Origin of the sequence: Kitasatospora griseola (assembly GCF_044999035.1) — a bacterium.
Lineage (GTDB): Bacteria > Actinomycetota > Actinomycetes > Streptomycetales > Streptomycetaceae > Kitasatospora > Kitasatospora griseola.
The window spans coordinates 7,743,777-7,761,360 of record NZ_CP173360.1; the positions used below are offsets into that span (position 1 = coordinate 7,743,777).

Consider the following 17,584-nt stretch of genomic DNA (forward strand, 5'->3'; position numbering starts at 1 on the left):
GTCGATGGGGGTCAGGGCGGGGGCGCGAGCACCAGGCAGGCGTTCTGGCCGCCGAATCCGAAGGAGTTGGAGAGCACGGGGGCGGGCGCGACCTTGCGCGGCGCGCCGTGCACCAGGTCCACCCAGTGGGCCTCGGGGCTGCTGCCCAGGTTGGCGATCGGCGGGACGGTGCCGCGGGCCGCGCAGACCAGGGCGAGTGCGGCCTCCAGCGCGCCGGCGGCGCCGATCAGGTGGCCGGTGACGCCCTTGACGGCGGTGACGGGGGGCGACTGGCCGTCGAAGCAGCGGTCGACGGCCCGGGCCTCGGCGCGGTCGCCGGGCACCGTGGAGGTGCCGTGGGCGCTGATGTGGCCGATGTCGGCGACGGACAGTCCGGCGTCGGCGACGGCCCGCCGCATGCATCGGCCGGCCACTTCGCCGGCCTCGTGCGGCGCGGCGATGTGGAAGGCGTCGCAGGTCTCGGCCCAGCCGGCGATCTCGCCGTGGACGACGGCGCCGCGGGCGCGGGCCTCGTCCAGGCGTTCGAGCACCAGGACGGCGGCCCCCTCCCCCATCACGAAGCCGTCCCGGTCGGCGTCGAAGGGGCGGCTGGCCAGCGCCGGGGCGTCGTTGCGGGTGGACAGCGCCCGCATCCGGGCGAACGCGCCCATCACCACGGTGCTGACCGCGGAGTCGACGCCGCCGGCCACCGCGACGTCCAGTTCGCCGTGCCGGATCCGGCGGGCGGCCTCGGCGAGCGCGGTGCTGCCGCTGGCGCAGGCGCTGGAGTAGGTGGTGCAGACGCCCTGGAAGCCGTGGCGCAGCGCGATCCGGCAGGCGGGCGAGTTGCTCATGGTGCGGGGGACGGTGTGCACGGGCAGGTCGCGGGGCCGGGTGGCGTAGCCGGTGGTGGCGTCCTCCATGCTGGTGAGGCCGCCGATGCCGGTGCCGATCTGCACGCCGATCCGGTCGGGCGACCGGTCGGCGGGCAGCCGGGCGTCGGCGAGCGCGTCGGCGGCGGCGCAGAGCAGCAGTTGGGCGGGGCGGTCGATCTGGCGGGCCTCGCGGGGGCTGAGGTAGGCCGTGACGTCGAACGGCGGCACCAGGCAGGCGAAGTGGACGGGCAGGTCGGCCTCGACCAGGCGGTCGAGCCGGGTGGCGGCGGAGCGGCCGGCCAGCAGTGCGGTGTACACCTCTTCGAGGGTGTTGCCGGCCGGGGACTTGACGCCGATCCCGGTGACGGCGACCCGGTGTCCGCCCGAGGGGTGACGGGCGCTCATACGGGGCTGTCCATCCGGGTGCGCAGCAGGTCGATGGCGTGGCCGACGTCGCGGGCGGCGATCAGGTCGTCGGGGTCGATGCGCAGTTGCAGGGCCCGTTCCAGCCGGGCGCCGATCTCCATGAGTTCCAGGCTGTCGATGCCGTACTCCTCCAACAGGCTGGTGCGGTCCTGCAGTTCGGCCGGGTCGGTGCCGAGGACGTCGGAGATGACCGTCCTGACCGTGACGGCCAGTTCTTCGCGTGTGGGCAACTGCTCCCGTTCCTTCCGCCGCGGTGTGCGGCCTCGGCGCCGGCCGTGGTCAGCCGGCGGTGGTCCCCCGCAGGGTTCGTCCGGTCGTCGTGAGTGCGGCGTCGAGCAGGGCGGCGGCCTCGGCGAGGTCGGCGGCCGTGCTGATCAGCGGCGGCAGCAGCCGGACGGTGGTGGGGCGGCTCAGGCACGGGGACACCAGCAGTCCGGTGCCGGCCAGTTCGATCAGGGTGGCGCCGGCGGCGTACGGCGAGACGCAGTCGATGCCGCGCAGCAGTCCGCGGCCGCGGACGGCCTGCACCACGTCGGGGTGCCGGGCCCGCAGCCCGTCCAGCACGGCGTCCAGCTGCGCGGACAACTCGCGGCCGTGGTCGGCGAGTTGTTCGACGGCGGCGAGTGCGGCGGGGACGGCGGCGCAGCTCAGCGGGTGGCCGCCGAAGGTCGCCGAGTGCAGGAACGGGTCGGCGGCCAGCGGGTGGTACATCCGCTCGGTGCACAGCAGCGCGGAGAGCGGGACGACGCCGCCGCCGAGCGGTTTGCCGAGCAGGACGCCGTCGACGGGCAGGCGGTCGGCGAGGGCGACGGAGCGTTCGCCGCAGCGGCGCAGTCCGCACTGGATCTCGTCGGCGATCACCAGGGTTCCGTGCCGGGCGGCGTCCTCGCACCACTGGCGCAGGGTCTCGGTGGGCAGCGGCAGCGCGCCGTTCTCGCCCTGCACGGGTTCGAGGACGAGGGCGGCGACCTCGCCGCCGGCCACCTCGCGTCCGACGGCGTGCGGGTCGTCGGGGTCGACGTGCAGGACGTCCACGGCGCAGCCGAGCAGGCCGGTGCGGTAGAGCGGGCTGTGGGTGAGGGCGAGGGCGCCGAGCGACTTGCCGTGGAAGCCGCCGCGCACCGCCAGGACCCGGCCGCGGCCGGTGGCGAGCCGGGCGAGTTTGACGGCGACCTCGACCACGTCCGCGCCGTTCAGGCCGAAGTAGACCTTCGGGAGCGCGTCGCCGAGGTAGCCGCTCAGGGCGGCGGCGGCTTCGGCGGCGACGGGGTTGGCGAGGCTGCGGGTGGCGGTCGGCATGGCGTCGAGCTGTGCGCGGACGGCGGCGGTCACGGCGGGGTGGCGGTGGCCGAGCAGGGTGACGGCGTAGGAGCCGAAGTCGAGCGCGGTGCGGCCGTCGGAGAGCGTCACCCGGCAGCCCTCGGCGGCCACTTCGACGGCGCCGCGCCCGGCGAAGCCGCCGGACAGCGCGAGTTTCGGGGAGAAGTGGCGGCGCAGCAGGTCGAAGACCGGGGTGGTGACGGTGGTCATCGGGCGGCTCCTCGGAGCACCAGCCGCTGTTCGAGCGCGGCGAGCATCTGGGCGGCGCTCTCCCGCAGGGCGTCCGCGGCGACGGGGTTGAGCATGTCGGCGAGCAGCGGGATGCCGATGTCGAAGTCGACGTGCAGGGCGACGGTGCTGCCGCCGCCGGGTGCGGCGGTGACCGCCCAGTGGCCGACGAACGCGCCGAGGTCGCCGTCGAGTTGCTCGAAGTCGAAGCGGCGGGCGGCGTGGTCGACGATCTCGGTCTCGGTCCAGCGCAGGACGGAGCCCTTGAGCCGGACGGACCAGGCGGTGGTGCGGTGCCGCTCGTCGGGCTGGTCGAGGATCTCGACGGAGTCGACGCTCTCCATGCAGTCGGGGTAGCCGAGCACGTCCACCACCACCGGCCAGGCGTCCTCGGGCGCCACGGCGATGGGCAACTCCACGTCAACGCGCGGCATGTGACGACCTCTTTTCGCGGTGGTTCGGTGCGCGGTGGTGCGGGCCGAGCGCGTCGGCGCGGGCGGCGGCCAGGGCGGCCGGGAGGAGGCGGCGGAGCACGGCGCGGGGCAGGGTGCGCAGGTGGGTCATGGCGTGCCACTGCTCGACGAGTGCGCAGCCCAGCTCCACCTTGGGTTCGTAGGCGGTCTGGGCGAAGCGGATGTGCCGGCAGCCGGCGGCCATCGCCAGCCGGACGGCCGCGTAGTGCAGGTTGTGGTAGATCGCGGCGTCGTGGTTGAGGCGGTAGTCGAGGCCGATCCGGGCGCCGGTGGCGCCGGTGCCGGCGAACAGGCAGAGCAGGAAGCCGACGGCGCGTTCGCCTTCGAGGCAGACCACCAGGCGGCTGCTCGGGTCGTCGGCGCCGGCGAGGGCGGTGAGGAAGGCGTGGTCGAGCACGTCGAGGGTCTGGTCGGCGCGGTCCATCACCTGCCGGTAGAGGCCGAGCAGTTGGGGCAGCAGGTGGGTGTAGTCGGCGAGGACTTCGATGCGCAGGTCGGGGTGGGCGCGGAAGCGGCGGATCTTGGCCCGGGCGTTGCGCCGCGGCTTGGCGGGGAGGGCGGTCAGGTAGTCGTCGAAGGTGCGGGCGGTCAGGGCGAGTTCGGTGTCGGGCAGGCCGGGGGCGAGGAAGAAGCCGGCGGCGGTGAGCGGTGCGCGCAGCGGGCCGAGGTCGGGGGCGGCGAAGTCCTTGAACACCACGGTGCCCAGGCGTTCGCGGCGTGCGAAGTCGAGCACCGCGTCGACCAGCACCCGGCCGGCCGGGGCGTCGAGCGGTCGGTCGGTCAGCAGGTGGCCCTGGCCGAGCAGGTGGCCGCAGAACAGCATCGGCACCCGCAGCAGTCGGGGCGCGAGGCGGCGCAGCGGGGCGAGCAGGCGGCGTTCGTGGGGGCCGACGATCCGGTCGAGCATCAGGTCGCGGAACAGGCAGAGTGGCAGGACGGCCACCACGTCGTCCTCCTGGCGGAGGGTCAGGTAGGCGTAGCCCGCAGGCCCGACCCGGCCGCGTTCGAGTGCGGTGAACACGCCGCGGGACCACATCGGGTCGTCCGCGGGGGTGAGTCGCTCCCAGGCTCCGGGCGGCAACTCGTCGATGCTGCGCAGTACTTCGGCCCGGTAGCCGTCGTCCGCCGGTGCCATCGGCTCAGCCGATCCGCAGCGCGCGGCCGTCCAGGAACTCCCGCAGCGGGCGGGCCATCCTGGTGCGGGCCGGTGGGTGGAAGGTCAGGCCGACGGCGGCGGAGGCGAGGTAGGAGCCGTCGGGCGAGCCGATGAAGGCCATGCCGCCGAGCGCCGCGAGGCAGGCCCGGGTGGTGCGGGCGATGGCGTCCTGCGCGGCGTACCGGGCGGTCAGCGCCTGGACCAGCAGGGCCTCGTCCCAGTCCTCGTCGGCCATGGCCCGGGCGACGGCCTCGACGGCGAGCATCGCGGCCTCGACGGGCACGAGGTAGGGCGTCGGGTCGTCCTCGCCGCCGCCCTGGCGGTGCAGGACGCGTTCGACCAGGGCGCTCGCCATGCCGAGGTAGCCGGCGGTCAGCAGCACTTCGAACCAGAGGAAGCCCGCCACGTTGAGCGCGTCGGGCACGGCGTCGGCGGTGACCTCGGTCGCCACCACCATGCTCGGGTCCAACTCGACGTCGGTGAGCCGGACTTCGTCGCTCTCGGCGCCGGCCAGGATGGGCGTGCCCCAGAACGGGCGGACGGTGACGCCGGGGCTGGCGGCGGGGATCAGCGCGACGGCCAGCCGTTCGACGCCGTCCGGGCCGGTGAGGGCGACGGAGGCGGTCAGCAGGTCCATCGAGCGGGACAGGCTGCACGGCATCTTGCTGCCGTTCAGCACGATCCGGTCGCCGCGCCGCTCGGCGGTGATGTGCGGGGTGAGGATGTTCTGGCCGGGCCGGCCCTCGGCGAAGCCGGACGCCACCAGCATCCGCTCCTTGGCGATGGCCTCCAGCAGCAGCCCTTCCAGGCCGTTGCCGTACTTGGCGGCCTCGACCAGGCCCGCGATGGAGAAGTGGTGCATGGTGGTGGCCACCGCGAGGGAGGGGCAGCGGGCGCCGACGGCGCGCTGCACCCGGACGGCCTGCAGGGCGCTCGCGCCCGCGCCGCAGTGGGCGGCGGGCACCAGCAGCCCGGGGCCGCCGGCGATCTTGAACTCCTCGATCGCCGGGCTGGGCGTCTGTTCCAGCGCCGCCAGCGGGTGGCGGGCGAGTGCCTGGTCCAACCCGGGCATGAGCGCCTCGAGTTCGGCGCGTTCGCGGTGCAGGAAGTTCACGGGCACGTCCTTCGGGGAGGGGCGGTACGGCGCGTTCGGCGGGCGGCCGTCAGCCGGTCGCCGCCAGCGGCAGCGCGTCGAACGAGCGCAGGCAGGCCGAGGCGCGCCGCACCGGCGGCCCGGCCTGGGCGAGCCGGGGGAAACGGGTGAGCAGCCGGCCCAGCAGCGCCGCGCCTTCGAGCCTGGCCAGTGCCGCGCCGAAGCAGTAGTGCGGGCCGGCGCCGAAGCTCAGCACGTGGCGCTCGGGTCGGCGGACCAGGAACGCGTCCGGGTCCGGGTAGCGCCGCGGGTCGCGGTTGGCGGCGCCGAGCACGGTGGTGACGCTGCCTCCGGCGGGGACGGTGACGCCACCGACCTCGGTCGGCCGGGTGGCGAGCCGTTCGGTCATCAGCACCGGCCCGTCCCAGCGCAGCGACTCCTCGACCGCGCCGGGCAGCAGGCCGGGGTCGGCGCGGAGCTGCGCCGCCTGCTCGGGGTGGGTGAGCAGGGCGTGCACCGAGAGACCGAGCAGTCCGGCGGTGGTCTCGAACCCGGCGACGAAGACCAGTACCAGGGTGTCCGCCAACTCCTGCTCGGTGAGCGGGTGTTCGGCGTTCACGGCGGCTTCGGCGGTTCCGGCGGTTCCGGCTCTTTCGGCGGCGGCCTGGGCGAGCAGCGCGGTGGCGAGGTCCTCGGCCGGTCGGGCGCGCCGCTCGTCCAGCAGGCGGGCGAAGTACTCGCGCAGCGCCGTCACCGCCCGGTCGGCGAGCCGCCAGTCCTCGTCGGAGCGCACCGGTTCCAGCAGGCGCGCGGCGTCGCGTCCGAGCCGGTGGAAGTGCTCCTGATCGGCGGGCGGCACTCCGATCAGTCCGCCCACCACGGCGACCGGCAGCGGATAGCCGACCAGGTCCTGGAAGTCCGCGGCGCCGCCGTCGGAGGTCGCGTCGGCGAAGCGGTCCAGCAGTTCGTCGACGGTCTTCTCCACCGCCGTCGCCAGCGCGCCCATCCGCCGGGGGCCGAACGCCCGCACCAGCGGGCCGCGCAGCCGTTCGTGGGCGGGGCCGTTGGTGCCGAGCAGCGAGGTGTAGAAGTAGTCCGCCGCCGGGTGGGCCAGCCACTCGGGGCGCTCCCGCTCCAGCCACTGCCGGTCGGGCACCGCGAAGGCCGGGCTCGACAGGGCGGCCTGGCAGTCGGCGAACCCCGTCAGGAAGCGGGTGTCCAACTCCTCGTGGTGGAGCACCGGCGCGAGGCGGCGCAGTTCGGCGAGCGGGGCGTACGGGTTCTCGCGGGCCTCGGGCGCGAAGACCGACAGCAGGATTCCGCCCGCATTCGTCGTCCGGTCGCCCGTCTGCGTCTGCTCAGCCGCGGAAGCGTTCATGCGCTCGCCCACCTTCGCCCGCCCGGACGCGGGCAGGCCTGTCGAATCGACTCGTGAATTCCATGCCGTTCGGACAGAGAGTACCGGAAAGGGAATCCCGGAAATAGCCGCGCGGAATTGAAGTGGCCATCCTGCGATAGGAATTACTACCCGTCAGATCATTCGCGGAAAGTCACAGGGCGAATTTGTGGCTCTCCCCCGGCCGCAGCGCGACGGCGGTGCTGCGCACCCCGACCCGCACCGGCCGCTCGGCGTCGGCGCCCAGGGCGACGGTGACGCTGTGCCGGTCGACGCGGATCCGCACGTCCCGGTGGCCGCGGTAGCGCACGTCCAGGTCGAGGCTGCCGAGCGCCCACGGCAGCTGCGGGTCCAGCCACAGCGCGTCCTCGCGCAACTCCAGCCCGGTGTAGCAGCGTTGCAGCAGGTCGGCGGCGCCGGCCATCGCCCCGAGGTGGACGCCCTCCCGGGTGGTGCCGCCCTGGGCGTCCACCAGGTCGGCGGTGAGCGCGTCGCGGAAGTGCCGCCAGGAGGCCCGGCGGTCGCAGCGGGTCAGCACCCAGGCGTGCACCACGGAGCTGAGCGTCGAGCCGTGCACGGTGCGGTCGAGGTAGTAGGAGACGGTGCGGCGCATCAGCTCGTACCCCGCGGGGTGGCCGAGGCGGCGCAGCAGGTCGCGCACCTCACCGGCGGAGAACAGGTACCAGAGCATCAGCACGTCGGCCTGCTTGGACGCCCGGTACCGGTTGACGGTGTCGCCCTCGGCCTCCAGGATCCGGTCGAGGCGGCGCAGGTCCGGGTAGCGCCGGCGGTAGGTCTCCCAGTCGAGTTCGGCGAGCCGCCGGTAGCCGTCGAACTGGCTGATCACCCCGTCGTGGAACGGCACGTGCAGACGACGGCCGATCTCCTGCCAGCGCTCCGGCTCCGCGGCGTCCAGCGCGAGGCGCTCGGTCAGTTCGCCGCGCCGGCGCTCGGGCAGGACGCGCAGCGCGTCCCGGGCGCGGGCCAGCACCCAGGAGGCGAGCACGTTGGTGTAGGCGTTGTCGTCCAGCCCGGGCTCCTTCGCCCACGGGTAGGCGTCGTGGTACTCGTCCGGTCCGAGGACGCCGCGGATCGACCAGCGGTCGCGGCCCGGGTCGTGGGTGGCGGCCGAGGCCCAGTAGCGGGCGATCTCCAGCAGGGGTTCGGCTCCGGTCTCGGCGAGGAAGTCGAGGTCGCCGGTGGCCCGGTAGTACTCCCAGATGTTGTAGGCGACCGCCGAGCCGATGTGCCGCTGCAGATGGGTGTGGTCGGGCAGCCAGCGACCGGACAGCGGGTTGAGGTGGACCTGCGGCGACTGCTCCTGCCCGTCGCTCCCGCTCTGCCACGGATAGCTCGCGCCGCGCCGGCCCTCGGCCCGGGCGGCCCGCCGGGCGGCGTCGAGCCGACGCCGGCGGTAGCGCAGCACCGCGCGGGCGAGTTCGGGGAGGCGCAGGTTCAGCACCCGCAGCACGAACAGCTCGTCCCAGAAGACGTGGCCGCGGTACGCCTCGCCGTGCAGGCCGCGGGCGGGGATGCCGACGTCGAGGTCGGCGGAGTGCTCGGAGCAGGTCTGCAGCAGGTGGAACAGGTCGAGGTGCAGCGGGCCGAGGCCGGGGAGGTCGGTGTCGATCCTCAGGCGCTCCCACAACTGCTCCCAGCGCAGCGCGTGTTCGGCCAGCAGTCGGTCGAAGTCCGCCGCCTCGGCGGCGAGTTGCCGGGCGGCCTCCAGCGGGTCGCCGGTGGCCGGGTCGTGCGAGGTGTGGACGGCGACCACCTTGTCGACGGTGACGGGCCGGCCCGGGGTGACGTCCAGCGCCAGGGTCTGCGTCACCAGGCCCGGGCGGGCCCGCGCCCGGACCTCGGCCTCGACGGGCCGGCCGCCGGCCCGCACCCGGTGCCGGGCGGCGAACGCGATGCGCCGGCCGGGACCGGTCGCCACCTCCAGCCACAACTCGCCGTCCGGGCACGCCTCCTGGCGCAGCGGGGTGAGGTGGCGGTCGGCCAGGCCGGCGTACCGGGGCACGCCCGCGTTGGTGACGGTGCCGTCGAGGGCGGATCGGACTTCGAGCCGGCCGGACCAGTTCTCGGCGGTGAGCACGGTCTCCAGCGCGGCGAGGTGCGGGCTCGCCTGGCTGGCGATCCGGCGCTGGACCAGCCGGGTGCGCCGACCGACGCCGTCCACGCACACCGCCCGGCGGGTCAACACGCCTTGCCGCAGGTCGAGTTCGAGTTCCTGCTCGACGGGCGGCCCGGTGAACCACTCGGCGCCCTCGCAGCGGAAGGTGACGGGCAGCCAGTTCGGGCAGTTCACCAGGTCCTCGTGGGTGAACACCCGCCCGCCGACCTCGGAGTCGGCGCGGTCGTAGCAGCCCGCCAGGTAGGTGCCGGGGTAGTGCTCGCCGCCCGCCGCCGCCTCGGGGGCCGCGCCCCGGGTGACCAGGTAGCCGTTGCCGACGGCGCACAGCGCCTCCCGCAGCCCTTCCTCGGCGGGCGCGTACCCGGTGTAGCGCAGCCGCCACGGATCGGGCATCGGACAGCCGTGGGCGGCGTCGGACGGCCGGTGGGGAGGGTCGGGTTCCACGGCTCACCTCCGTTCGCGCGCCGGGGCCCGTCCTCCAGTGTGCCCACCGACCGGCCGCCGCTGCCGCGCCGGGCGGCGGGGCGGGCGGACACCGGGGAGGCTGGTGGACGGAGCCGATACCGCGCAGGGAGTGAGAGCGATGAAGGCGCTGACCTACCACGGGCCCGGCCGCCGCACCTGGGACGAGGTCCCCGATCCGGTGGTCCGCGACCCCGAGGACGCGGTGGTCCGGGTGGACGCCGTCACCATCTGCGGCACCGACCTGCACATCCTGGGGGGCGACGTGCCCGAGGTCGCCGAGGGCCGGGTGCTCGGACACGAGGCGGTCGGCACGGTCGTCGAGACCGGCAGCGCGGTGCGCACGATCGCCGTGGGCGACCGGGTGCTGGTCTCGTGCATCTCCGCCTGCGGCCGCTGCGGGTACTGCCGGCGCGGCGTGTACGGCCAGTGCACGGGCGGCGGCGGGTGGATCCTCGGGCACTTGGTCGACGGCGCCCAGGCCGAGTACGTGCGCACCCCGTTCGCCGACAACTCGCTGCACAGGCTGCCGGACGGCGTCGACGACGAGACGGCGCTGATGTTCGCCGACATCCTGCCGACCGCGTACGAGGTCGGCGTGCTGAACGGCCGGGTGGGCCCCGGCGACACCGTCGCGATCGTCGGCGCCGGCCCGATCGGGCTGGCCGCGATCGCCACCGCCCGGCTGTACAGCCCGCGCCGGATCGTCGCCGTCGACCTGGCGGCGAGCCGACTGGCCGCGGCCGAACGGGCCGGCGCGGACGAGGTGCTGCACGCCGGCGACGGCGCGGAGCAGGCGGTGCGCGCACTCTCCCCCGACAGGCTCGGCGTGGACGTGGCGATCGAGGCGGTCGGCATCCCCGGCACCTTCGAGCTGTGCACCCGGCTGGTGCGTCCGGGCGGCCGGGTGGCCAACGTCGGGGTGCACGGCAGGCCCGCCGCGCTGCACCTGGAGGAGCTGTGGATCAGGAACGTCACCGTCACCACGGGCCTGGTCGACACCCGCACCACCCCGCTGCTGCTGGACCTGCTCGCGGCCGGCCGACTGGCGGCGGGCGGACTGGTCACGCACCGCTTCACCCTGGACCAGATGCCGGAGGCGTACGACGTCTTCGCCGACGCGGCGGGCACCGGCGCGCTCAAGGTCGCCCTGTTCCGGACCTGACCCGCGGCCCGCCCCGCCGAGGACCGGGTTTCAGCGCACCAGCACCCGTTCGCCCGAGCGCGGCACCACGGCCGTCCAACCGAGTTCGAAGTCGATCCGGTCGCGCAGCGCCTGCGCGCCCTCGGGTTCGCCGTGCACCAGGTAGGTCGCGGACGGCGCGGGGGCCGGGCGCAGCCAGTCGACGATCTCGGCGGCGTCCGCGTGCGCCGAGAACGCGGGGACGTTGACGACCTCCGCCCGGACGGGCACGTAGCCGCCGTACATCTTCAGCACCCGGGCCCCGTCGACCAGGTCGCGGGCGCGGGTGCCCGCGGCGGCGTAGCCGACCACGACCACGGTGTTGCGGGGGTCGGGCAGCAGCCGGTGCAGGTGGTGCACGACGCGCCCGCCGGTGGCCATGCCGGACGCGGACACCAGGATCGACGGCAGGTGCGACTGCTCCAGCTGCCGCGACTCCGCCGGCGAGCGGACCGGCCGGAACGGCTCCGGGCTGATCGCGGCCTCACCGCGGGCGAGCACCTCGGGCCGCAGCTCGGGGGCCCGGTCGGCGAACGCCTCCAGGTAGATCCGCAGCGTGGCGAGCGCCATCGGGCTGTCCACGTGCACGGGGGCGCTGCTCGGCAGCCGCCCGGTGCGGCGGAGTTCGGCCAGCTGGTGCAGCACCACTTCGGTGCGGTCGACGGCGAAGGACGGGATGACGACGGTGCCGCCGCGGGCCAGCGTCCGGTCGAGGGCGTTGGCGAAGTGCGCGCGGGCGGTGGTCTCCTCGTGCCGCCGGTTGCCGTAGGTGGACTCCATCAGCAGCACGTCGGCGCCGGTGAACGGGTCGGGCGGGTTCAGCAGCGGGTGGACGGGGCGGCCGAGGTCGCCGCTGGCCGCGAGGGTGTGGCCGTCCTCCAGGGTGAGGTGCACCCAGGACGAGCCGAGGATGTGCCCGGCGGGGTGCAGGCGCAGCACCGTCCGGTCGGCGATCTCGATCTCCGCGTGGTGCGCGACGGGGTCGAACAGCGCCAGCGTCCGCTCCACGTCCTCCTCGGTGTACAGCGGCAGCGCGGGCCGGTGCTTGGACCAGCCGTGCCGGTTGGCGTGGTCGGCGTCCTCCTGCAGCAGGTGGGCGCTGTCCCGCAGGATCAGCTCGGCGATCCGGGCCGTGTACGGGGTGGTGAAGACCGGCCCCCGGAACCCGTCCGCGACCAGCCTGGGCAGGTAGCCGCAGTGGTCCAGGTGCGCATGCGTGAGCACCACGCAGTGCACGTCCGCCGGATCGAGCGGCAGCGACCGCCGGTTGCGCCGCCGCAGCTCGGCCAGCCCCTGGAACAGCCCGCAGTCGATCATGACCCGGGCATGGTCGGTCTCCACCAGGAACTTGCTCCCGGTGACGGTACCGACCCCGCCCAGAAACGTGAGCAACCCCGGCCTCGGCATCGGGGCGGGCTGATTCTCCATGACGGCCTCCCAGAGCTCCGCCTCCCAGCATCCGCCCACCCCACCCCACGAGCACGGCCGACCGAAGACACTGCCACCCGCCCCGGACCACCCCGACAGTCGACGCCACCACCACGCATGCCCGAGCGGATCGGCTCGGCTCGGCCGACACCACCGCCCCACCGGGAGGTCAGCTCGGCTGGCGCCGCGTCCACTGCGGCTCGATCTGCTGCCACTCCGCGTCCCAGCCCGCGTAGCGGCGGCGGTTCAGGAGGTGCAGGGTGCCCTTCCAGGTGAGCATGCTGAGCAGCGGGACGGCGGTGACGGTGAGCAGGGCGGCGGTCGCCGCGACCGCGATCGCCTCGCCGGTGCCGGCCGGTTGCGGGACGACCCGGCTGCGGTCGTCCACCCAGATCTGCACCGGGGTGCCGGCCCGCTGCCCGGAGGGGACGACCGCGCTCGCCAGGTGGTCGGCGCCGTCGGACTTCCAGGCGACGGCGGCGCGGGTCGTGGTGATGCCGACCGCGGTCGGGACGTCCGCGACGAGTTGTGCCGTCACCGGGTGCCGGTCGGTGCTCTCCTCCCGGACGACCCGGGCCTGGTCCTGGTGGACCGCGAGGCCGACGGCGATCGCCGCGGGGACTCCGCCGATCGCCACCACCAGCAGCGTTCGCGCCGCCCACCATTGCAGGCGGTCACTGCTCCGCCTCAGTGGGTTCTTCCGTTGCTGCGGATGCGCATGCATGCCGCCCGCCTCCTCGCCACACGTCCCGGCCCTGTTCTCCCCCAGCTTTTCGGGGACGGCGGTGCCGCCGCATGGTCCGGTCGGCCCTATTCGGCCCGACAACCGGCCCGGGTCGCCGGGCCGACTCGTCCCCTCCGCGAGGTCGGAGCACGCTGAAGGGAGGATCCGACAGTCGGGAGGACGCATGCGTACCGTGCGGGACGGCGCCTGGGTGGTGGCCCGCCCGGGGCCGGTGGACGCCGGGCCCGGGCCGCTGGTGTGGGAGCGGCGGCCGCCGCCCGTCCCCGGCGAGACGGAGATCCTGGTCGAGGTGGAGGCGTGCGGGGTGTGCCGGACGGACCTCCATCTCGCCGAGGGGGACCTGCCGCCGCGGGTGCCGCGCTGCACGCCCGGCCACGAGGTGGTGGGCCGGGTGACGTCGGCGGGTGCGGGGGTGCGGGAGTTCGCGGTCGGCGACCGGGCGGGGGTGGCCTGGCTGGCCGGGGTGTGCGGGCGCTGCCGGTACTGCCGCAGCGGACGGGAGAACCTGTGCCCGGGGTCGACGTACACCGGCTGGGACCGGCACGGCGGCTACGCGGGGTTCGTCACGGCCGACGCCCGTTTCGCCTACCGCCTGCCGGAGGGCCCGCCCGCCGAGGAGCTCGCGCCGCTGCTGTGCGCGGGGATCATCGGCCACCGCGCCCTGGCCCGGGCCGAATTGCCGCCGGGCGGCCTCCTCGGCATCTACGGTTTCGGCGCGTCCGCCCACCTGACGGCCCAGCTGGCGCTGGCCCGGGGCGCCCGGCTGGCGGTGTTCACGCGCGGCGCGGCGGCGCGCGAGCTGGCCCGGGAGCTGGGCGCGGGCTTCGCCGGCGACTCCTACGACCCGCCGCCCGAGCCGCTGGACGCCGCGATCCTGTTCGCCCCGGTCGGCGAGCTGGTGCCCGTCGCCCTGGCGGCGCTGGACCGCGGCGGCACGCTCTCGGTCGCCGGCATCCACCTCACCGACATCCCCGTCCTGAACTACCAGCAGCACCTGTTCCAGGAGCGCACCTTGCGCAGCGTCACCGCCAACACCCGCACCGACGGCCACGCGTTCCTCGCCGAGGCGGCGCACGTCCGTCCGACGGTCCGGGTCAACCGCTACCCGATGCACCGCGCCGACGCCGCCCTCGCGGACCTCGCCGCGGACCGGGTCACCGGCGTCGCCGTCCTGCTGGCGGAGTGAACCGCCACTGCACGCTTCCGCCGCTCAGAGCCAGCCGCGGTGGGCGGCCCGCACCCCGGCCTGGAAGCGGCTGTCGGCGTCCAACCGGGCCATCAGGTCGGCCATCTGGCGTTTGACGGTGCGGCCGGAGACGCCCAGCTTGCGGCCTGCCGCCTCGTCGGTGTGGCCGGCGGCGGCCAGCTCCAGCAGGGTGCGCTCGGCCGAGGTGAGGCCCTGCCCGTCCACCGCGACGGATGAGCCGAACGGGGTTGCCGTGGACCAGAGTTGGTCGAACAGTGCGCAGGCGACGGACAGCATGCCGGGGCTGTCCAGCTCCAGCGCGCCCTGCCGCGGGTCGGCCGGGTCGAGCGGGACGATGACGACCCGGCGGTCGACGATCACCAGCGGCGTCGGCACGATCGGGACGGTGCGCATCTCGCCGCCGAGGTCCGTCAGCCAGCGCGCGTGGGCCAGCGTGTCGGGGTCGTTGCGGAAGCTCTCCCGGCAGATCGCCTTGATGCCGACGCCCCGGCGCAGCGCCTGTTCGTTGAGCTGCGCGGAGGCCGCCCGCGCGTCGGGCCGGTCCGCGCCGCCCGGGTTGAGCGACAGGCACTCCGTCACGGCGTTCGCGGCGAGCTCCTCCAGGCGGCCCCGGACGGCGTCGATCCCGTCGAGTCGGACCGCCGGCTCCGCGCGGTGCTGGCGCTGCACCTCGTGCTCGGCCGCGAGTGCGGCGATCGCCGCCCGGGTCGCCTCGATCTGCCGCTGCCGGGCGGCGGCCTCGTCCTCGGCGGCGGCCAGCAGCGCCGACAGGCCGACCGCCGGGCTGACCGGCCACAGCGTCCCGTCCGCGGCGGCGGAGGGTCTGATCAGTGCCAGGTCCGCCAACTCGTCGAGCGCGGAGCGTATCTGCCGGTCCGTCATCCCGGTGTCGTGGGCCAGCATGGCCACGCTGCGCGCCGGATCGGTGAGGACCGCCTGGTAGGGACGCTCGGCCAGGCCGGAGAGACCGAGTAACTCAAGCATTCTGCCGCCCCCCGCGGTAGGTGCTCAAACAATTGTCGGACCAGTGTGCCCAGCGGGTAAAGCCCCGGGCAAGACTGCTCCATGCCTGTCCCGTTGGGGTCAGGCCCGTTGGGGCCAGGCGCGGACCGCTGACAGCGCGGCGCCGGTTCGGCAGGCTGATGCATGTCGGAAGCGCCGCCCCGGGGATCCGGGGCCGGGAGCCGCGATCGTCCGACCTCCGTCCACCGCACCCACGAATGGAGTCCGTCCATGTCCAGCGTCGCCCAGCTGTCCCTCGCCACCGTCGGTCCGCTCGCGCTCCGCGCCGGTTCCGGCGACTCCGACAACGGGTTCGGTTGGGGCTGATGACCGACAAGCCGATCCTGCGCGACAAGCCGATCCTGCACCTGACGCTGGCTCGACTCGTCGGCCCGTCGGCCGTGGTGGTCGCTCCCCAGTGGCTGACCGGCCACCTGTGGCGCCAGGCCCTGGCGGACGACCGCCTGGAGCACGTGCGGGTGCGGGTCGCACCCGGTCGGATCGGCGTGGCTCTGTTCCTCCTCGCCGCCGAGGAGACCGCCGCCCGCAGGAGCGCACGATCCATCTGCGCGCGGGCACTCGACACCTCGGACGAGCTGCGCGACTGGCGCCTCGCCGAGTAGCGACGGGCCTGCGCGCCCGCCTGCCGCGCCCGCCCCTTCCTTTCTTACGGCCCGCGTTCCGCGAGGCCGCTGTTCCGCGCATGCCCCGCCCGGGTCCCGGCCCGGCGGTGTGGCCGCGCTGCCCCCACGAGTCCTTCGAAGAAACGGAAGAGAGCTCTCTCGTCATGATCAGGTTGCTCCGACGCCTCCTCAGCCTGCTCGCCGTCACCGCCGTGACCGCCGGCCTGCTGATCACCGTCTCCGGGCCCGCCCAGGCCGCGTTCGTCTCCGACCTCGGCGGCCCGATCAGCCGCTCCGAGGTGATCGAACGGGCCCAGTACTGGGTCGACAACCAGCCCGGCCCGTACAACCAAGGGGGCTACTCGCCCGGCCCCGGCGGTGACCGGAACTACCGCCGCGACTGCTCCGGCTACGTCGACATGGCGTGGCACCTCAACAGCGACGACTCGACCAGGACCCTGTCGCAGCTGTCCACCTCGATCAACCGCCAGGACCTGTTGCCGGGCGACATCCTCCTCGACACCACGAACCACGTCATCATCTTCAACGCCTGGGCGAGCGACCACATCCACTTCAGCTACTACTCCTTCGGCACCGACCCGGTGAAGAAGGTGACGAACGCCTCCATCAACGACGGGACGATCGACGGCTGGCCCAACGACAACTACCGGGCCCGCCGCTACAACAAGATCGTCGACAGCCCGGTGACCAACTACGAGCGTCAGCTGATCGGCCGGCCCCACCTCGGCATGAACGCCAACCAGACGCTGGAGTTCATCGACAACGACGGCAACGGCGGGGTGCGGACCAAGTACCAGGTGAACCCGAACAGCACCTGGTCGAACTGGACCGCCATCCCGAACGCGGCGAACGTGACGGGCACCCCGGTGCTGGGCCGCGGCACCAACGGCGCCCAGGAGATCTTCGCCCGCACCACGGACGGCAGCGTCGTGTCCAGGTGGCAGGTGAAGCCGAACAGCACCTGGTCCGGCTGGTTCAACCACGGCGGCAACGTCGCCTCCGAACTCGCGGTCGCCGCCAACGAGGACGGCCGCCAGCAGATCTTCGGCCGCACCCCCGACGGCCGGATCACCACCAGCTGGCAGGACACGCCGAACGGCACCTGGCACGACTGGCTGACCTTCGACGGCGCCGACTTCGTCGGCAACCCCGCCGTGGCCTACGGCGCCAACGGCAGCCTCGAGGTGTACGCCCGCACCACGAACGGGCACATCATGTCCCGGTGGCAGGTGAAGCCGAACAGCACCTTCACCACGAGCTGGTTCGACCACGGCGGCAACGTCGCCTCCGACCCGGTGATCGGGATCGGCCAGAACGGCTCCCAGGAGATCTTCGCCCGCACCGCCGACGGCCGGATCACCACCAGCTGGCAGGTCGCACCGAACAGCACCTGGTCGAACTGGGCGACCTTCGCCGGCGACGGCTTCGTCGGCGACCCCACCGTCGTGCTCTGCCGCAACGGCAACCTGGAGATGTTCGCCCGCAAGGCCGACGGCACCGTGTGGAACCTCCACCAGGTGGCGCCGAACAGCACCTGGACCACCTCCTGGAGCTCGCTCGGCGGCGCACTGGCGACGAACCCGGTGGCGGGCGAGAGCCAGGACGGCAGGCTGGAGGTCTTCGGCAAGACCGCCTCCGGCACCGTCACCCACGCCTTCCAGAGCCGTATCGCCTCTGCCTTCGGCACCTTCCGGGACCTGTAGCCGCGCAGCGCCGCCCACCCGGTGCCGCCACATCGGATTGACGCATCGTCAGGACAAGCACGGCCAGAACGGCGAAGATCCCGGCGGCCGCGAACCCGGTGACGTGCAGCGCGCCGGTGAAGGCACC

15 protein-coding genes are annotated in these 17,584 nt (G+C 74.3%); 4 read left to right on the forward strand and 11 right to left on the reverse strand.

From position 1 onward, the window contains the following. Positions 1-11 precede the first annotated feature (11 nt). The 8 genes from ACI1MP_RS34515 to ACI1MP_RS34550 all read right to left on the reverse strand — a co-directional run bounded on the left by ACI1MP_RS34515 (position 12) and on the right by ACI1MP_RS34550 (position 9,476). Positions 12-1,259, reverse strand: coding sequence for a beta-ketoacyl-[acyl-carrier-protein] synthase family protein (locus tag ACI1MP_RS34515; protein WP_380333365.1), 1,248 nt, complete (start codon positions 1,257-1,259; stop codon positions 12-14). Beyond that, positions 1,256-1,510 (reverse strand): acyl carrier protein, encoded by a 255-nt coding sequence (locus ACI1MP_RS34520; RefSeq protein ID WP_083462020.1) that lies wholly within the window; start codon positions 1,508-1,510, stop codon positions 1,256-1,258. Before ACI1MP_RS34520 ends, ACI1MP_RS34515 begins: the two co-directional genes overlap by 4 nt. 49 nt (positions 1,511-1,559) lie before the next feature. After that, positions 1,560-2,810, reverse strand: coding sequence for an aspartate aminotransferase family protein (locus ACI1MP_RS34525; protein WP_404870420.1), 1,251 nt, complete (start codon positions 2,808-2,810; stop codon positions 1,560-1,562). Beyond that, the gene (locus ACI1MP_RS34530; protein WP_404870421.1) at positions 2,807-3,262 is read right to left on the reverse strand and encodes a type II toxin-antitoxin system RatA family toxin; all 456 of its coding nucleotides are present in this window, start codon (positions 3,260-3,262) and stop codon (positions 2,807-2,809) included. The genes ACI1MP_RS34525 and ACI1MP_RS34530 overlap by 4 nt, the downstream gene beginning before the upstream one ends. Continuing rightward, positions 3,249-4,436, reverse strand: coding sequence for a GNAT family N-acetyltransferase (locus ACI1MP_RS34535; protein ID WP_387992222.1), 1,188 nt, complete (start codon positions 4,434-4,436; stop codon positions 3,249-3,251). The genes ACI1MP_RS34530 and ACI1MP_RS34535 overlap by 14 nt, the downstream gene beginning before the upstream one ends. A gap of 4 nt (positions 4,437-4,440) precedes the next feature. Beyond that, positions 4,441-5,571, reverse strand: a complete 1,131-nt coding sequence (locus ACI1MP_RS34540) for an acyl-CoA dehydrogenase (RefSeq protein ID WP_404870422.1) — start codon at positions 5,569-5,571, stop codon at positions 4,441-4,443. 49 nt (positions 5,572-5,620) lie between these two features. Then, positions 5,621-6,928: a cytochrome P450 gene (locus ACI1MP_RS34545; RefSeq protein WP_404870423.1), complete on the reverse strand. Its 1,308-nt coding sequence runs from the start codon at positions 6,926-6,928 to the stop codon at positions 5,621-5,623. A 172-nt stretch (positions 6,929-7,100) separates the two neighbouring features. Next, positions 7,101-9,476 (reverse strand): glycoside hydrolase family 65 protein, encoded by a 2,376-nt coding sequence (locus tag ACI1MP_RS34550; RefSeq protein ID WP_380333426.1) that lies wholly within the window; start codon positions 9,474-9,476, stop codon positions 7,101-7,103. A gap of 190 nt (positions 9,477-9,666) precedes the next feature. Here ACI1MP_RS34550 and ACI1MP_RS34555 point away from each other — a divergent pair, with 190 nt between their 5' ends. After that, positions 9,667-10,710, forward strand: coding sequence for a zinc-dependent alcohol dehydrogenase family protein (locus ACI1MP_RS34555; protein ID WP_380333359.1), 1,044 nt, complete (start codon positions 9,667-9,669; stop codon positions 10,708-10,710). 30 nt (positions 10,711-10,740) lie between these two features. Here ACI1MP_RS34555 and ACI1MP_RS34560 read toward each other — a convergent pair whose 3' ends face one another. Further along, positions 10,741-12,156 carry an MBL fold metallo-hydrolase RNA specificity domain-containing protein gene (locus tag ACI1MP_RS34560; protein ID WP_380333358.1) on the reverse strand — a complete coding sequence of 472 codons (1,416 nt, stop codon included), beginning with the start codon at positions 12,154-12,156 and terminating at the stop codon, positions 10,741-10,743. Positions 12,157-12,325: 169 nt separating this feature from the next. Then, the gene (locus ACI1MP_RS34565) at positions 12,326-12,880 is read right to left on the reverse strand and encodes a hypothetical protein (RefSeq protein WP_380333357.1); all 555 of its coding nucleotides are present in this window, start codon (positions 12,878-12,880) and stop codon (positions 12,326-12,328) included. 184 nt (positions 12,881-13,064) lie between these two features. On the opposite strand from ACI1MP_RS34565, the gene ACI1MP_RS34570 reads away from it, so the two are divergent. Next, complete coding sequence (locus tag ACI1MP_RS34570) at positions 13,065-14,087, forward strand: zinc-dependent alcohol dehydrogenase family protein (RefSeq protein ID WP_404870424.1); 1,023 nt, start codon at positions 13,065-13,067, stop codon at positions 14,085-14,087. A 24-nt stretch (positions 14,088-14,111) separates the two neighbouring features. Here ACI1MP_RS34570 and ACI1MP_RS34575 read toward each other — a convergent pair whose 3' ends face one another. Continuing rightward, positions 14,112-15,092 (reverse strand): LuxR C-terminal-related transcriptional regulator, encoded by a 981-nt coding sequence (locus tag ACI1MP_RS34575; protein ID WP_404870425.1) that lies wholly within the window; start codon positions 15,090-15,092, stop codon positions 14,112-14,114. A 344-nt stretch (positions 15,093-15,436) separates the two neighbouring features. On the opposite strand from ACI1MP_RS34575, the gene ACI1MP_RS34580 reads away from it, so the two are divergent. Both ACI1MP_RS34580 and ACI1MP_RS34585 read left to right on the forward strand, forming a co-directional pair. Continuing rightward, positions 15,437-15,733, forward strand: a complete 297-nt coding sequence (locus ACI1MP_RS34580; protein ID WP_404870426.1) for a hypothetical protein — start codon at positions 15,437-15,439, stop codon at positions 15,731-15,733. A 164-nt stretch (positions 15,734-15,897) separates the two neighbouring features. After that, entirely contained in the window at positions 15,898-17,457 is a 1,560-nt protein-coding gene (locus ACI1MP_RS34585) for a hypothetical protein (protein WP_404870427.1), read from the forward strand. Positions 17,458-17,584 lie beyond the last annotated feature (127 nt).

What these genes read in the sequence shown, in the direction of transcription:
- ACI1MP_RS34515 (WP_380333365.1), bottom strand. Translation starts at nt 1,259, where the DNA reads ATGAGCGCCCGTCACCCCTCGGGCGGACACCGGGTCGCCGTCACCGGG.
- ACI1MP_RS34525 (WP_404870420.1), bottom strand. Translation starts at nt 2,810, where the DNA reads ATGACCACCGTCACCACCCCGGTCTTCGACCTGCTGCGCCGCCACTTC.
- ACI1MP_RS34530 (WP_404870421.1), bottom strand. Translation starts at nt 3,262, where the DNA reads ATGCCGCGCGTTGACGTGGAGTTGCCCATCGCCGTGGCGCCCGAGGAC.
- ACI1MP_RS34535 (WP_387992222.1), bottom strand. Translation starts at nt 4,436, where the DNA reads ATGGCACCGGCGGACGACGGCTACCGGGCCGAAGTACTGCGCAGCATC.
- ACI1MP_RS34545 (WP_404870423.1), bottom strand. Translation starts at nt 6,928, where the DNA reads ATGAACGCTTCCGCGGCTGAGCAGACGCAGACGGGCGACCGGACGACG.
- ACI1MP_RS34550 (WP_380333426.1), bottom strand. Translation starts at nt 9,476, where the DNA reads ATGCCCGATCCGTGGCGGCTGCGCTACACCGGGTACGCGCCCGCCGAG.
- ACI1MP_RS34555 (WP_380333359.1), top strand. Translation starts at nt 9,667, where the DNA reads ATGAAGGCGCTGACCTACCACGGGCCCGGCCGCCGCACCTGGGACGAG.
- ACI1MP_RS34560 (WP_380333358.1), bottom strand. Translation starts at nt 12,156, where the DNA reads ATGGAGAATCAGCCCGCCCCGATGCCGAGGCCGGGGTTGCTCACGTTT.
- ACI1MP_RS34565 (WP_380333357.1), bottom strand. Translation starts at nt 12,880, where the DNA reads ATGCATGCGCATCCGCAGCAACGGAAGAACCCACTGAGGCGGAGCAGT.
- ACI1MP_RS34570 (WP_404870424.1), top strand. Translation starts at nt 13,065, where the DNA reads ATGCGTACCGTGCGGGACGGCGCCTGGGTGGTGGCCCGCCCGGGGCCG.
- ACI1MP_RS34575 (WP_404870425.1), bottom strand. Translation starts at nt 15,092, where the DNA reads ATGCTTGAGTTACTCGGTCTCTCCGGCCTGGCCGAGCGTCCCTACCAG.
- ACI1MP_RS34580 (WP_404870426.1), top strand. Translation starts at nt 15,437, where the DNA reads ATGACCGACAAGCCGATCCTGCGCGACAAGCCGATCCTGCACCTGACG.
- ACI1MP_RS34585 (WP_404870427.1), top strand. Translation starts at nt 15,898, where the DNA reads ATGATCAGGTTGCTCCGACGCCTCCTCAGCCTGCTCGCCGTCACCGCC.